Here is a 15,536-nt window from a genome sequence, read left to right as displayed (position 1 = left end):
AAGCCGCTTTCTTCCAGCAGCCTGCCGACCGGATCGTAGTGAAAGTGCGCGCGGCGTTCATTTTCGTTTTCTAGCGCCACCAGTCGGCCAAGCTTGTCCCAGCGATAGCGCAAGGTTTGTTCGGCGGCGTCGACGCGTTCGGCGATAAATCCCGCAGTGGTGTAGCGCCAGGTGGTGCAGCGTTCCAGGCCGTCCGAATGAGCCAGCAAACGACCTTCGCCGTCCCGGCTAAAGCGCTCTTCGGTCTTGTCAGGGTGCTTGATCAGGGCCAACTGACCTAATTTGTATTCGTACGTGGTGCTATGCCCGGCCGAGTCGGTAAAGCGGGTCATCTGGCCGCGTTCGTCGTATTCCCAAGCGCTGACCTTGCCCGAGCAGTCGGTGTATTTGACGAGTTGTCCGGCGTCGTTGTAGGCCAACGCCTTCTTGTTGCCGTTGGCGTCCTTGATCGCCGTAGGAAGGCCAAACGTGTTGTAGGCGTATTCGGTAACGTTCTCTAGCGGATCGGTCGCTTCAACCAGATTCCCGCGATGGTCATAGTCCCGTTTCCACAACCCGCCTTCGCCATCGCTGATCTTGATCAGATGGCTTTTTTCGTCGTAGGCGTAATTCATCACGCTGTGATCAGCGCGGGTGTGCTCGGTGAGATTACTGAGCTTGTCGTAGCGATACCGATCGACGCTCCCGTCTGTATGGACGTGGCGAATTATGTTTTTGGCGGCGTCGCGAAAGAACCACTCCGAACGCCCGTCCGCGTGGCAAATGCGATAGGTGTAACCGAGGCTGTCGTAGTAATGCCGGGTTTCGTGACTGAGCGCATCGGTGACATAGGTCAGACGGATGTTTTCATCCCACGCCAACCGAGTATCGAAACTGCCGTCGTCGGCCCATTCGCGAATGGCTTTGGCATCGGGGCCAGATCCCTGCCATTGCAGGTTCAGACCGCGATTAGTGCGGTCGGTGTAGCGCGTGATCAGGTGGCTTTGATACTGGTAGCGCCAGGCCGAACCGTTCTCGTCCTGGGCCAGAACAAGGTCACCGAAATCGTCGTACTGATACGCGCACAGTTGGCGTTTAACGTCGCCATCACGTATTTCCCAGAGCCCCGTCAACCGCCCCTGATCGTCAATCAAAGTGCCAAGGCGCAAGTGGACTTTACGGGCGTCCTTCTCCCGATAAGTGACCAGCTCGGAGAGCACCAACCCCCCACCGTGACGATGCTCGTAATGCAGCATCACCCCGGCGCCATTCGGCAAAACCTTATTGATCAGAACGAAACGATCACCCCGCCGGACATAGGTTTCCCTGTGCTCCAGGCCCCGCATCAGCACCAACCGATCCTTGCTGAGGCGAATGACGGTCAGATTTTCAATGGCGTTGAAGTGAAACAGCTTGACCTTGGGAAGGGGGAACTCATGGCTGCGTCCGTCGAAGTCATGAAACACTAAACCGTCGCCGACGAGATCGAAGCGTGTAGTAAACGGCGTGATCCAGCGTGCGCCAATGACGTCCTGATCGTAAGCATCCAGACTCGAACAATAAGTCCGCGTCCACTCAATGGGAAAAGGCCCCGGCAGGCTGAAATCGGTATGGCTTACCGACTCCGAACCCATCGCAAAACTGATGCTCCTCGCCGTCGACCCACAGGCACATTCACAAGGGCACGGACACGTACAGTTCTTCCGCTTGTTAGGCCGGGCTTTCGCAGGCTTCTCGAATCCAACCGTCTCCAGCTTCCCTTCGCCGCCCTGGCGCCTGGCCTGATTAACAACCCCCGGCTTGATGTTGAAGGCTTGCCCATGCCCATTGCGCGAACGCCAACTGACGACTGCCCCAGCCAACGTCTGCAGCAACGCCCCAATCGAGTTCTGAACCCCTGGATCCGCTAGACCATTAATCTGGACCCGAAGCTCTGACCCCATGGCACGCAACGACTCAGCCTGCCTGCGGATCGGGTCTTTCAGCGCTTCAGGCACAAGATGTTCGACGGTGCCGTTGACGATTTTTTGGCCGGCGGCGATGTAAACATCGGCAACCGCGATGAAGATGTTGGAAATCGCGCCTTTGGGATCGTAGTCCCACTGCTTGCGCCCATCGCTGATCAGTTGCACCGCCTCAAGCAGATTGCCCTCGGCATCGAGATCGCCGTTGACCACGCTCTCCAGACCCTTGGCGATCTCGTTCAGCACGCCTTCGCCGATCTTCCCCGCGTCATCGAGAATTCCAGCGAGCTTCCCCTGCGCCTGGGTCACAAAATCATCAAGGGTCCCGACGATGTCCGCATTGAGGTGCCCGATCAGCACCTCGATCAGCGAATCACCCAGCAACATCTTGCCCGCCTGACGCATCTCCTGGCGCACCAGAAACAGCGTCGGCCGCAGGCTCATTCGCGCTGCCGCCATGGTCGGCGGCGTCGGCAAGACGCCAATCAGATTGATGCCCAAGCTGACCCAATCCAGCGGGTCGCGCTTCTCGCTCGTCGCCAACCGAACGATGTCATTCAGCGCATCGACCAGCGCCATGATGTTGCCCACCACGGGCAAAAAACCCGCAGCGTTCTTGATCCGCTCAAGCGAAACGACCCCGCCGCTGATGCCCTGCAGCCAGGCATCGACATTCGCCGCACCCGCCCCGACGTCCTCAAGCTGAATCAGATCAAGCGGAACGATCGCCACCTGAGGCTCGTTTTTTGCGTCACTGCCGGACGTAATTGCGGGGTTTGCCAACGGTGCTCTCCGTGCTCAAGAAACCATCCGAAAGGGCGTGAATGCCAATCCGGGGGCCACGGAGATATCAAGGGCTGTGCCAGCTACGAATTAGACGAACAAAATCAATAAGTTAAGCGATAAAAAGGCAGGTTTGAGCGAGCGCCGAACCAGAGAACCCATAAAGCCTGCGCAAGAAGTTGCGCACGGCTGTGCAACTTCTTGCGCACTCGCCTGTAGGCCACAAACGACGTGGTTTCTAGAGCTGTAGGGCCTCTAGAGCACGCAATCAAGTGAGCAACTTCTTGCGCACTCCACCAAACCCGCATTCAACCGCTCTTCACCTGAAACACCGCATCGCCAGCAAAATGCGGTCCCGAAAAATGGCCAAAAAAAGCCCCGAAAATTCGGGGCTTTTAGCATTCAGAGCGACTTAAGCCTTAGCCAGTTGCTCCTCATACTCCTTGTGATACTCACGGGCCAGCGATTGCTTCTGCTTGTCGTCCAGCAGTTTGCCCGCCGACTGGAAGAACTTCTGCTCTTCTTCCATCAGGTGGTGATGGACCTTCTCCGACAGCTTCTTGGCCGTGGCCATCCAGGACGGGCTGGACATCTCGGTTTCGTCGAGCTCTTCCATCATCTCGTCCATTTCATGGTGCTCGGAAATGGCATGGCGGCTGAGGTCGACGCCGTTGTCGAACTGCATCAACGGGATATAGAAGAAGCGCTCTTCGGCGGTTTCGTGGGCCTGCAGTTCAGCTTTCAGCTGTTTGTAGACCTCGACACGCTCCTCGCTGTCGCCATGGGTTTGGATCAAGGCATCGGCATAGCCGCGTTGCCGGTCATGACTCTCTCTCAGGGCTTCAAAAATGTTCACGGGTGCTCCTTGGTTCGGCGACGGACTGATGTGCTTATCCCTAGACCGCAGCGGGTATTCAGCCGTTCCGTTGCGCTTCGGGCATATGCATAGATCTATAAGTTTCTTTCATAACCCACGTCCTTTTTTATAATGAAAGTGAAGCTGTTTCGATGTGCTCATTCGTTTTTGCGCTGAGCGCCCCTCCTGTGCCCGTTCAAGGATCCTCATGTCCCTGCGAAAGATCATCGTGGTCGCCGCATTAATGCTGGCGACCCTCACCGCTCACGCCGAGCAGGTCATCAACATCGGCTATCAGCGCTCGTCCACGCTGTGGATTCTGCTCAAGAACGACGGCCAGTTGGAGGAACGGCTCAAGCCGCTGGGCTTCACCGTCAACTGGCATGAATTCAGCAGCGGGCTGCTCAGCGCGATGAACGCCGGCAGTGTGGACCTGCATGCCGATGTCGCCGATGCGTTTGCCTTGTTCACGCAAGCGGCGAATGCGCCGCTGACTTACTACGCCCGTGAGAATCCTTCCCCGACAGCGCAGGCCATCATCGTCCCGGACAGCTCACCGATTCGCAGCGTTGCCGACCTCAAGGGCAAAACCGTCGCGGTGTCGAAGGGCTCGGGCAGTCATTTTCTGTTGATTTCGGCCCTGAAGAGCGCCGGGCTGACCCTCAAGGACATCAAGCCGATTTATCTGGAGGCGCCCGATGGTGTCGCCGCGTTTGCCAGCGGCAACGTCGACGCCTGGGCGATCTGGGACCCTTTCCTGGCGACCCAGCAACGCGAGCATCATGTTCGCGTGCTGACCGACGGCTCCGGCGGCATTGCCAACTACAACCGTTTTTACGTGGCCAACACGAGTTTCGCCAAGGCCCATCCCGAGGTGCTGCAGGTGGTGTTCGACACCCTGCATCAGGCCGGGCAGTGGGTGAAAGGTCATCCCAAGGAAGCCGCGGCGAATCTGGCGCCGCTGTGGGGCAACATCCCGCCTGAGACCGTCGAGCTGGCCAACAGCCGACGCAGCTACGACATCGTCCCGGTCAGGGTGGATGAACTGGCCGAACAGCAGCGCATCGCCGACTTCTATTTTGAAGCCGGGATGATCCCCAAAGCGCTGAAGGTGTCCGACATCGCTGTCTGGACCCCGCACGCCCAATAAGTCAGGAGCGCGATCATGAGTCGTCACATTCACCTGTCGGCGTTCCTGCTGACCGGGCCGGTTATTCACAGTCATGCGGTCTGGCGCCACCCCGAGACGGTCGGCCATTACCTGGATCCCGAGTATTACGCCCGCACGGCGCGGGTGGTGGAGGAGGGCCTGTTCGATTTTCTGTTCTTCGCCGACCGGCTGGCGGTGGGTGACCAGATGGGCGGCTCGCGGGACGTGGCCCTGCGGTATGGCGCGCAGGATGCGACGCGTCTGGACCCGCTGCCGATTCTGTCCTACCTGGTCGGGCAAACGAGCAAGCTCGGCCTGGGCGCTACCCGCTCGACGACCTATTACGAGCCGGCGCACATCGCTCGGGAGTTCGCCACGCTGGATCATCTGTCCAAAGGCCGCGCTGCCTGGAACATCGTCACGTCGATGAACGACAGCGAAGGGCGCCTTTTCGGCAAGGACAAGCACCTTGAGCACGACCTGCGCTACGACCGCGCTGACGAGTTCGTCGAAGTGGCGCTGAAGTTGTGGCGCAGCTGGGCGCCGGATGCGCTGAAGCTGGACCGGGAAAGCGGCGTGCTGGCCGATCCGTCGAAGATCACCTCGGTGCAGCACCACGGCGAGTGGTTCAAGGTGGAAGGGCCGCTGAACATTCCGCGCACGCCCCAGGGTCGTCCAGTGCTGATTCAGGCCGGTTCGTCGGGGCGTGGACGGCGTTTCGGCGCACGCTGGGCCGAGGCGATTTTCACCATTCACCCGCACCTCAAGGCCATGCACGCGTTTCGCCAGGACGTGCGCGAACAGGTCGTCGAGCAAGGCCGTCACGCCGACAGCTGCAAGGTGCTGACGGCGGTGATGCCGTTTATTGGTGGCAGCGAAGCCGAGGCGCGGGCCAGGCGCGACAAGCACAACGCATTGGCGCGTCCGGAACTGGGTCTGGTCACCCTGGCGTCGCAACTGAACGTCGATCTCTCTCCGTTTCCACTGTCGGCGACACTGGCAGAGATCGCACGCTCGCCGTCTATACCGCCTGCTGCGGCGGAGAAGCTGCTGATGCAGGGGCCGGACACGACGCTGGAGGAACTGGGCCGGATTTTCGCCAGCAGCGTACGGGTGCCGCAACTGGTCGGCACGGGGGCACAGATTGCCGATCAACTGGCGGAGATGTTCACCCTGGGCGGCTGCGACGGGTTCGTCATTTCCCCGGCATATCTGCCGGGCTCGTTCAGCGAGTTTGTCGAAAGCGTCATTCCACACCTGCAACGCAAAGGGCTGTTTCGCACAGCGTATGAAGGCTCGACCCTGCGTGAGCATCTGGGGTTGGAGGCGCTGGACTCCTGAACCCTGCGCCTGAGAAATTCATACTCCGTACAGCCACCTGACAGCTTTGCGCGATCATTGACGGGCTGACATTCGCGACATGCTGCGTATGATGAGCCCGACGTTTTTCGCAAAAAGGCTCACGCTCATGATGAAGTTTTTCGCCGCGCTGCTGTGTGTGTTCACCGGCATGGCCCACGCAGAACCCGCGCTGCTCACCGACCTTGCGCTGCCGTACCTGGCGGCGGCGCCCGCTGAATCCAGAGACAAACCGCTGATCATTTTCCTGCACGGCTATGGCAGCGATGAGCGCGACCTGCTCGACATCAAAAACGATCTCTCCCTCAATTACACCTACCTCTCCGTGCGCGCGCCGCAGGAAGTCGACGGCGGCGGCTACAAGTGGTTCACCCAGGACACCGACCAAGCCGAATACGAAGGCGTGACCAGCGATGTCGACAAAAGCACCGACCTGCTGCGGACATTCATCCAGCAGGCCACCGAGAAATACCAGACCCAGCCCGACAAAGTGATCCTGGTCGGCTTCAGCCAGGGCGCGATGATGAGCTACCAGATCGGCCTGCAATACCCGGAACTGGTACAAGGCATCGCACCGCTGAGCGGCAAGATTCTCGCGTCCCTCCATTCACGCCTGAAGCCCGATGAGCGCCTGAAATCGCTGAAAGTGTTCATCGGCCACGGCTCGGCCGACACCCGCGTGCCTTACTCGGGCGCAACCGATGCCAAGGCGGTGCTGGAGAATCTGCTGATCGTTCCGGAGTTTCATGCCTACGCCGGGGCGGGGCATACGATTACAACGGCTGAAGTGGCGGACTTGAAGCACTGGCTGGAAGCGCAACTGCAAAAATAATCACTTGGAAGAGGCCAGGGCCGCTATAGGCCCTGACTGCCACGAATCAATTCATACGCCCGGCGCGCCAGCGGATTTACCGTATTGGGACGAATCCACAGGTAATAAGTGACGTCGGGCATTCGCGGCAGACCGTCGGCTTCCCCCAGTACCCGCATGTCCGGCCCGAGCATCTCCATGCTGCGCGCCGTGACGCCAAGGCCCGCGCGCGTGGCCGCCTTGATGCCGATCAGGTTCGACGCCAGGTACGCCTGACGCCATTCGATGTCGGCGCGCTCCAGTGCTTCGATGGCATAGCGCCGGTAAATACTCGGCTCGTCCACCAGAATGAGCGGTATCGGTTCGCCCGGGACGTGCAGGTACTGCGCCGAGCAGATCCACCAGACCGGCGACGTGCGCAGGGCGAATCCTTCCAGCGCCGAATCCTCGCGGGTCGAGATCACCATGTCGACCTTGCCCCGATGCAAATCCTCCATCAGAAACGGGCTTCGACCGACGTCGATCTCCAGTCGCAGCTTCGGCGCAGAACGGGCGATGTGGCTGAGGATGGGCGGCAGGATGGTGTCGGCGATGTCGTGGGGCGAGCCGATGCGCAGGACGCCGCTCATAGTGCTTTCGCGAAGGGAGTTGAGCGCGTCGTCGTTCAGCGAAAGCATCTGTCGGGCATGGCGTAACAGCTGCCGACCGGGTTCGGTGAGTTGCTTTTGACGGCCCTGTTTCTGGAACAGGCTGACGCCAATCTGCTGCTCCAGACGCTGCATGTGTTGCGTCACCGACGACTGCGTGCGCGACAGGTGCGCCCCCGCGCCAGCGAAGCTGTGGTAATCGACGACGGCGACGAAAGTGCGCAGCAGTTCGAGGTCTAGGGTCGAGGACATTGGTGGTTACTCGTTTAAACGGTTCATTACCCGAAGCGCTATCCCTTGTAGGAGTGAGCTTGTATTACATCAGCTGAACGGGCTAATACATTACGTTTTTTTATGAATGGGGAAAGCCCTGTCTCTAAAAATATCGATCAGACTCAACAAAACTGCGCTTATGCTTTTTTGTTTTAAGGCCCGAAATCAGAAAGTTATAACCATATTTGATATTTGCATTTCCGCTCCGGCAGTTCCCTCCCTAGCATGCAGCTCATTACAAGGCGCTGACGCATAACCCGTCTCAAGCGCCGAGCCGATGTCCATCTGAGGGGAAGTCCATGCCGTCCACGCGTTTGCCGATTGCTCGTATCCTGCCGCTGATGATCGGCGCCGCCGTGATGCTGGGCGCCAGTTTGGCGGCGCAGGCCGATGCCACGCTTGACAAGATCGAGCAACGCCATCGTCTGGTGGTCGGTGTGCTGCTGTCCGGCGGCCCGTTTGGCTCCATTGACCCGAAGACGCAGAAACCCGAGGGCCTGAACGTCGACATGGCCCAAGACCTCGGTCGTCAGCTCGGCGCCGACGTGGAACTGGTGCCCGTGCTGCCCGCCAACCGTGTGCAGTTCCTACAGCAGGGCAAGGTCGATCTGCTGATCGCCAACATGGAGTGGACCGCCGAGCGCGGTCAGCAACTGGGCTTCGTACCCACCCCGTTCTATCGCGTCGGCGGCACGGCGGCCGTGCTCAAAGACAGCAAGATCACCCGCTGGGAAGACCTCAAAGGCCAACCGGTCTGCACGTCCCAGGGCAGCAGCTACGTCAAGCCGCTCACCGAATTCGGCGCTGAACTGAAAGCATTCAAAAGCTCCTCGGAGTCGTTGCTCGCCTTGCGGGGCAACAACTGCGTCGCGGCCGTGCACGACGCCACGCTGATCAATCCATTGGTGGCCGACAGCCCGGAATGGCAGAACTACCGCGCCCTCAGTCCCGAACTCAATCCTGCGCCGTCTGTGATCTGGACCCGCCCCGGAGAGACCGACACCCAGGCGAAACTCGACGCCATCGTCAAGGGCTGGCACCGCACCGGCTGGCTGATCGACGCCGAGAAGCGCCACCACATCACCCCGGCCTCGCCAGCGCTGGTCGAGCTGCACGACAAGTTCCAGGCCGCGGGCGCCTGAGTTGCCGCTCTTTTCCGCCCGGTTTTTCAGGTTTCCTACAAGGCATTCGTTCATGAGCAGCTTTTCCATCGGCAAGACCCTGTCCGCTATTGGCCTCTCGATCGGCCTGGCAATGGGTGCGACCCTGGCCCACGCCGACGCGACGCTGGACAAGATCAATCAGCGCCAAAAGATCAGCATCGGCGTGATCCTCAGCGGCCCGCCGTTCGGCACCATCGATCCGAAGACCGGCGAGCACCTGGGCTACAACGTCGAGCTGGCCAAGGGGATCGCGCAGAAGCTCGGCGTCGAAGTCGAAACCGTTTCCGTGCTGGCCCCCAACCGCGTGCAGTTTCTGCAGCAGGGCAAGGTCGACATCCTGATCGCCAACATGCAGTACACCGATGAGCGCGCCGAGATTCTCGACTACGCGCCGATGCCCTACGAAGAAGTCGGTGGCGCCGCGCTGATCCGCAAGGGCGCGGGCATCAGCAAATGGGAGGACCTCAAGGGCAAGCCGGTTTGCGTGTCTCAGGGCAGCAACTTCATCAAGCCATTGCAGGAAACCTATGGCGCTGAAATCAAAGCGTTCCGCAGCCAGTCCGAGTCGCTGTTGTCCCTGCGTGGCAACGGCTGCGTGGCCGCCGTGCACGTCAGTCCGACCATGCACGCGCTGCTGGATGATCCGGAGTGGGCCGACTACAACCTCCCGCTGGCCGACGACCTGATCCCGTCGAAATCGGTGATCTGGGTGCGCAAGGGCGAGCACGATACCCAGGCAAAAATCGACGCGATCATTCGCGACTGGCACCGCAGCGGCTGGCTGATCGAACTCGGCGAACGCACTGGCATGGCCCCCTCTCAAGCCCTGCGTGACCTGCACGAACAGTTCCGCAACGCAGCGCCGCTTGCCACCAAATGACCCCAGGAGGCCAGCGATGAACAGCGATCTGTTCCAGACGTTGCAGCAACTGATCGGCGCCAGCCATGTGCGGCCGGGCGCCGAATCTGCGGCGCAACTGACCGACAAGCAGGGCAGTTACGTCGGCCAGGCACTCGCTGTGGTGCGTCCGGCCGACACCGACGAGGTCGCGGCGGTGGTCCGCGCCTGTGTCGCCCACAGGGCACCGATTGTGGTGCAGGGCGGCAACACCGGGTTGATGGGCGCGGCAACCCCGGATGCCAGCGGGCGTTCGGTGTTGTTGCTGCTCGATCGCTTGAATCGCGTGCGCCAGATCGATACCGACAACGACACGCTCACGGTCGAGGCCGGCTGCATCCTGCAGAACATTCAGGAGGTGGCCCGGGAAGCAGGGCGTCTGTTCCCCCTCAGCCTGGGCGCGGAGGGCAGTTGCACCATCGGCGGCAACCTCGGTACCAACGCGGGCGGCACCGCGGTGCTGCGTTACGGCAACACCCGCGAGCTGACCCTGGGCCTGGAAGTGGTTACCGCCGAGGGCGAGATCTGGCATGGGCTGCGGGGTCTGCGCAAGGACAACACCGGTTACGACCTGCGTGACCTGTACATCGGCAGTGAAGGCACGCTCGGCATTATCACGGCCGCGACGCTCAAACTCTTTCCGCTGCCCAAGGCGCAAAGCACCGCGTTTCTGGCGTTCGATTCGCTGGGCCAGGCGGTGAGTTTCCTGTCCCATGCCCGCGCCGGTTTCGGTGCCAGCCTGACCGCATTCGAACTGCTCACCGCCGATTGCCTGGCGTTGCTGCGCGAGCAGTTTCCCGAAGGTCCTCAGCCGTTTTCGAATGCCGCTCAACCCTGGTTCGCTTTGCTGGAACTGTCCGATAACCACAGCGAAGCCCATGCCCGTCAGGCGTTCGAGGACGTGTTGGGCAGCGCCTTCGAAGAGGGCCTGCTGGCTGATGCGCTGATTGCCGAAAGTCTGGCCCAGAGCGAGGCGCTGTGGCTGCTGCGCGAGAACATGAGCGACGCGCAGAAGCGGGCCGGACGCAACATGAAGCACGACATCTCGATCCCGATTTCGCGCATCGTCGAATTCGTCGAACACACCGACGCCTTGCTGCAACAACACTTCCCCGGCGTGCGCAATTTCACCTTCGGTCATCTGGGCGACGGCAACCTGCATTACAACGTCGCCCACCCACTCGATTCCACCGTCGAGGCACACATGACCCACTACTCCGAACTCAGCCAACGGGTGCACGACAGCGCCCATGCCCATGGGGGTTCGATCAGCGCCGAGCATGGCATCGGCCAACGCAAGCTGAGCATGCTGCCGCGCTACAAAAGCGCCGTCGAACTGGACCTGATGCGCCGCATTAAACAGGCGCTGGACCCTCTCAATCTGCTCAATCCAGGCAAGGTCCTGGCGAGCGTCGAAAGCCGGAGCACCGCCCCATGAGTGTTCGTTTGTCCAAGCGTATCCAGCGCGTTTCGCTGTCCGCCAATGCGGCGGCCAAATCCCGGGCCAACGCCTTGCGTGAGGCCGGTCACGACATCCTTGACCTGACCACCGGTGAGCCGGATTTCGACACGCCCGAGCACATCAAGCAGGCGGCGTACACAGCCATCGACGCCGGTGCGACCAAGTACACGTCGACGCCGGGGGTTAAAAAGCTGCGTGAAGCCGTGCAGCGCAAGTTGCAGCGTGAAAACCGTCTGGACTACGCGCTGCCGTCGATTGTCATCGGCAACGGCGCCAAGCAGGTCATCTTCAACGCCTTCGCCGCCACCCTGGACGATGGCGATGAAGTGCTGGTGCCGGTGCCTTACTGGCCGTCGTTTCCGGACATCGTGCGGGTCAACGGCGGCGAGCCGGTGTTCATCGAGTGCGGCCTGGAACAGGGCTGCAAACTGACCCCCGCGCAACTGGAACAACACATCAACGAGCGCACCCGCTGGCTGATCCTCAACGGCCCCGGCAACCCGAGCGGCGCGGTGTACAGCGAGGCGGAGCTGCTGGCGCTGGCCAAGGTGTTGCGTCGTCATCCCCACGTGCTGGTGCTGCTGGACGAGCTGTACGAGCACATTCGTTTCGACGGTCAGTCTGCGCTGAGCCTGCTCAACGTCGCGCCGGACCTGCATTCCCGTGCCCTGTTGATCGGCGGGGTGTCCAAGACCTACGCCATGACCGGCTGGCGCATCGGCTTCGGCGCCGGCCCTCAAGCCCTGACCGGCGCGATGACGGTCATGCAGTCGCAATCCACGTCCGGCGCTTCGTCGGTGGGGCAGGCGGCGGCATTTGCAGCGTTCGAAGGCGGCCTGGGTTTCTTGCCGGACCAGATCCAGGCTTACCGGCAACGCCGCGATCTGTTGGTGGCCGCGTTGACCGACGTAGACGGCCTTGATGTGCTCCTACCCGAAGGTGGATTTTTTGTCTTTGTCCGCTGTGCCGGATTATTGGGACGCGTTCGTCCCGATGGCCAGCGCCTGACTAACGACAGCGACGTGGTGGATTACCTGCTGGAGCAGGGCGTGGCCGGGGTGGCCGGCAGTGCTTACGGTCTGTCCCCGTGGTTCCGTTTGTCCATCGCAACGGCCACCAGCAGCGTGATCGAGGCTGGACGGCGCATCGCCAACGCCTGCGCCCGGTTGCGGGTCGAGGCGCTGGCATGAGTCATTGGCTTGAAGGGTTCGTGCACTGGACGGCCGCGTTCGGCCTGAACTACAGCTTTTTGCTGGACGCCTATCAGCGCGGTTCGATGGTCAATGGCGCGCTGACCACCGTCTTGCTGTGCGTGTTCACCCTCATCGGTAGCCTGATCGCGGGCGTGGGGCTGGCGGCGATGCTGACCAGCGGCAAGCCCTATCTGGCCAGGCCTGCGCGGGCGTTCATCGAAGTGACCCGCAACACGCCGACGCTGGTGCAGCTCTACTGCGCGTTCCTGGTGCTGAACATGCTGCTGACTCAGGCCGTTGGCGCTGCGAACCCGCTGACGCCGTTCGCCTGGGTGGTCATCGTGATCTCCCTGCACAAGGGCGCGTTCCACGCCGAAGCCTTGCGCGCCGGCATTGAAGCGGTGCCGAGCGTGACGCTGGAAGCGGCGAGCTCCCTGGCCTTCAGCAGCCGCCAGTTGCTATGGAACGTGCAACTGCCGCTGGCGATGCGTTTTGCGCTCCCGTCGCTGATCAACAACCTGATCGATCTGGTGAAAATGACGGCGGTGGCGTCGGCCATTGCCGTAGGCGACATCACCTACGCCTCGATCATGATCTGGACCCAGAGCGACAACGTGCTGGAACTGATGATTCTGCTGCTGGCGTTTTTCGGCCTGCTCAGCTTCGTCGTCAATTGCGTGGGCCGTGCCCTCGAAGCCAAATTGAGGATGCCCGGTTATGGCCATTGATTCGTCTGTGCGTGTGCCGGCCGGGTGGCCGCGTCGGCATCCGGGCACGCTGGTGCTGCTGGCCGCGGTGCTGCTCTGGCTGGTCTTCGGCGCCCCGAAAAGCCCGGTGTTGGCGGCGCTCGTGGAGTGGTCGCCAGCGCTGGCGACGGGCTTTGCCCAGAACATTCTGATCAGCCTGCTGGCGATTGCCATCGGCTCCGTGCTCGGCCTGCTGGTCGGTGCGCTGGCGGTGTCGCCGCTGTGGATCACCCGGCTGCCCGCGAAGATCTGGGTGCAGGTATTTCGTAACGCGCCTTGGCTGGTGCTGATCTATTTCACCACCTACGTTTTCCCATTCGAGCTGCACATCGGTACGTCCTGGATCTCGTTTCCGGACTGGGTGAAGGTCACCCTCGGCCTGGCGCTGCCCGCCAGCGCCAACGTCGCGGAAATCTTTCGCGGCGCCATCGGTTCGATACCCGGCACCCAGTGGGAAGCCTCCCGCTCGCTGGCCTTCACACGCGGGCAGATCTTCCGTTCGATCATCCTGCCGCAGTGCTTCAAGCGCATGTTGCCGCCGTGGATGAACCTCTATGCGGTGATCACCATGGGCACCGCGCTGGCCTCGCTGGTGGGTGTGCATGACCTGATCGACACCGCGCAGATTGCCAGCAACACGGTCAACCGGACCGGCTTCACGGTGCTGATCTACTTCAGCGTGCTGGCCCTGTTTTTCGCCTACTGCTATCCGATTTCCCGATTCACTCAATTCCTGGAGCGACGTTATGCCTTCTCCTGAAACGCGCGTCGGACAACCCCTGGTCAGTCTGCGCGACATTCACCTGTCGTTTGGCAGCAATCGAGTGCTCAAGGGCATCGACCTCGACGTGCAGCGCGGCCAGGCGGTGTCGATCATCGGCCCTTCGGGTTCCGGGAAGTCGACCATCCTGCGCTGCATCACCGGCTTGCTGCAGACCGAGCGCGGCAGCATCCGCGTGGGCGACACCGATGTGCACACGCTCAAGACCGAGGCGCAGCGCATCGAACTGCGCAAGCGCGTGGGCTTCGTGTTCCAGCAGTACAACCTGTTCCCGCATTTGTCGGTGCTGGAAAATCTGGTGATCGCGCCGCGCAAAGTGCTGGGCGAATCAGCGGCCAACGCTGAAAAGCACGCGCACGAATTGCTCGCCAAAGTGCGCATGGAACACAAGGCCGATGCCTATCCGGGTCAGCTGTCCGGCGGTCAGCAGCAACGCGTTGCCATTGCGCGGGCATTGGCGATGCGGCCGGAACTAATCCTGTTCGATGAAGTGACGTCGGCCCTCGACCCGGAGACCGTCGGTGAAGTGCTGACGGTGATTCGCGAGCTGACCGAAGAGGGCATGACCTGCGTGCTGGTCACCCACGAAATGCGTTTCGCGGAGGACATCAGCGATGTCGTGTGTTTCACCGAAAACGGCCTGATCGTCGAGCACGGCAGCCCCGAACACATCTTCCAGCGCCCGACCCATGAGCGGACCCAGACGTTTTTGCGCCATGCCCTGGGCTACGCCGGACGCCGTCCGGTCGCCAGTGGCGATCCGTTTCTGTTGAGCAATATCAGCCGTTACAGCCTGTCGGTCTGAGCCGGGCCTGTTGGCCTGAACCCACATAAGGAGCACCTGATGAGCATCGAGAACCGCAGCCAAGTCGTCGAAGCCTTTCTGCAACAGATACGCGCGATTCACCAGCGCGGCGTCGATCGCGAGGCATTGAAAAGCATCGTCACGCTACTCGAGGGACTGGCGGAGCGTCGTGATCTGTTCAACTTCGACACCTTTCCTGCACCCGTGCCGGGGGAGGGCGACACCGCGTTCCGCTACCGGCTGAACGACGACGGCGAGACCCCGACGCTGTACATGAACTCATTGCTGCCGGGGAAAAGTACGCTGCCGCACAACCATGAAACCTGGGCGGTAATCGTTGCGGTCGAGGGGCAGGAGATCAATTACGTGTGGGCGCGCACGGACGACGGCAGCGATCCGGCAATCGCCCGGCTCGCGCTGGAAAAGGAAGTGGTGGTGCAGCCCGGAACGCCCATCAGCTTCCTTGGCGAAGATCTGCACGGCATCAAGGTCGAGGGCGAGCAACCGACCCTGCATTTCCACTTGTACGGGCGCCCGCTGGAATCCTTGAACGGGCGCTATGGCGTGAACCAGGAAGGCAAGGTGCTCAATTACAACGCCTCGCAAATGGCCCCGTCGATCAAGGCCTACGCCTGATGGCGCTCTACAACAGGATCACGAGAACGT

Annotated in this window: 14 protein-coding genes; 11 read left to right on the top strand and 3 right to left on the bottom strand. The window is 61.3% G+C overall.

Annotated elements, in window-relative coordinates; all coding sequences use genetic code 11:
* Together AC07RO_RS15690 and AC07RO_RS15685 are read right to left on the bottom strand one after the other, a co-directional pair.
* A partial coding sequence (locus AC07RO_RS15690; RefSeq protein WP_495086475.1) for a DUF6531 domain-containing protein occupies positions 1–2,675 on the bottom strand: 2,675 nt, incomplete at its 3' end.
* 463 nt (positions 2,676–3,138) lie between these two features.
* Positions 3,139–3,582: a hemerythrin domain-containing protein gene (locus tag AC07RO_RS15685; protein ID WP_495086474.1), complete on the bottom strand. Its 444-nt coding sequence runs from the start codon at positions 3,580–3,582 to the stop codon at positions 3,139–3,141.
* A gap of 208 nt (positions 3,583–3,790) precedes the next feature.
* On the opposite strand from AC07RO_RS15685, the gene AC07RO_RS15680 reads away from it, so the two are divergent.
* The 3 genes from AC07RO_RS15680 (at position 3,791) to AC07RO_RS15670 (ending at position 6,923) form a co-directional block, all read left to right on the top strand.
* Complete coding sequence (locus AC07RO_RS15680) at positions 3,791–4,732, top strand: aliphatic sulfonate ABC transporter substrate-binding protein (protein ID WP_495086473.1); 942 nt, start codon at positions 3,791–3,793, stop codon at positions 4,730–4,732.
* A 15-nt stretch (positions 4,733–4,747) separates the two neighbouring features.
* Positions 4,748–6,073, top strand: coding sequence for an LLM class flavin-dependent oxidoreductase (locus AC07RO_RS15675; protein ID WP_495086472.1), 1,326 nt, complete (start codon positions 4,748–4,750; stop codon positions 6,071–6,073).
* 127 nt (positions 6,074–6,200) lie between these two features.
* A complete protein-coding gene (locus tag AC07RO_RS15670; protein WP_495086471.1) occupies positions 6,201–6,923 on the top strand; it encodes an alpha/beta hydrolase in 723 nt (240 codons plus the stop codon).
* 23 nt (positions 6,924–6,946) lie between these two features.
* Here AC07RO_RS15670 and AC07RO_RS15665 read toward each other — a convergent pair whose 3' ends face one another.
* A complete protein-coding gene (locus tag AC07RO_RS15665; RefSeq protein ID WP_495086470.1) occupies positions 6,947–7,801 on the bottom strand; it encodes a LysR substrate-binding domain-containing protein in 855 nt (284 codons plus the stop codon).
* A gap of 320 nt (positions 7,802–8,121) precedes the next feature.
* Here AC07RO_RS15665 and AC07RO_RS15660 point away from each other — a divergent pair, with 320 nt between their 5' ends.
* The 8 genes from AC07RO_RS15660 to AC07RO_RS15625 are packed head-to-tail and all read left to right on the top strand — an operon-like array spanning position 8,122 to position 15,506.
* A complete protein-coding gene (locus AC07RO_RS15660; protein WP_423574200.1) occupies positions 8,122–8,964 on the top strand; it encodes a transporter substrate-binding domain-containing protein in 843 nt (280 codons plus the stop codon).
* Positions 8,965–9,016: 52 nt separating this feature from the next.
* Positions 9,017–9,865, top strand: a complete 849-nt coding sequence (locus AC07RO_RS15655; protein ID WP_495086469.1) for a transporter substrate-binding domain-containing protein — start codon at positions 9,017–9,019, stop codon at positions 9,863–9,865.
* Positions 9,866–9,881: 16 nt separating this feature from the next.
* Entirely contained in the window at positions 9,882–11,321 is a 1,440-nt protein-coding gene (locus AC07RO_RS15650) for an FAD-binding oxidoreductase (RefSeq protein ID WP_282371946.1), read from the top strand.
* Positions 11,318–12,535, top strand: coding sequence for an aminotransferase class I/II-fold pyridoxal phosphate-dependent enzyme (locus tag AC07RO_RS15645; protein WP_495086468.1), 1,218 nt, complete (start codon positions 11,318–11,320; stop codon positions 12,533–12,535). The genes AC07RO_RS15650 and AC07RO_RS15645 overlap by 4 nt, the downstream gene beginning before the upstream one ends.
* Positions 12,532–13,266, top strand: coding sequence for an amino acid ABC transporter permease (locus AC07RO_RS15640; RefSeq protein WP_192174763.1), 735 nt, complete (start codon positions 12,532–12,534; stop codon positions 13,264–13,266). Before AC07RO_RS15645 ends, AC07RO_RS15640 begins: the two co-directional genes overlap by 4 nt.
* Positions 13,256–14,044: an amino acid ABC transporter permease gene (locus AC07RO_RS15635; RefSeq protein ID WP_346628172.1), complete on the top strand. Its 789-nt coding sequence runs from the start codon at positions 13,256–13,258 to the stop codon at positions 14,042–14,044. The genes AC07RO_RS15640 and AC07RO_RS15635 overlap by 11 nt, the downstream gene beginning before the upstream one ends.
* Positions 14,031–14,870, top strand: a complete 840-nt coding sequence (locus AC07RO_RS15630) for an amino acid ABC transporter ATP-binding protein (RefSeq protein WP_495086467.1) — start codon at positions 14,031–14,033, stop codon at positions 14,868–14,870. Before AC07RO_RS15635 ends, AC07RO_RS15630 begins: the two co-directional genes overlap by 14 nt.
* A gap of 39 nt (positions 14,871–14,909) precedes the next feature.
* Positions 14,910–15,506 (top strand): cysteine dioxygenase family protein, encoded by a 597-nt coding sequence (locus AC07RO_RS15625; RefSeq protein WP_192174760.1) that lies wholly within the window; start codon positions 14,910–14,912, stop codon positions 15,504–15,506.
* The last annotated feature ends 30 nt before the right edge of the window (positions 15,507–15,536 follow it).

The sequence above is a fragment of the Pseudomonas sp. GW821-FHT07F05 genome, from assembly GCF_059418765.1.
This window is presented reverse-complemented; position numbering and strand designations above follow the sequence as displayed.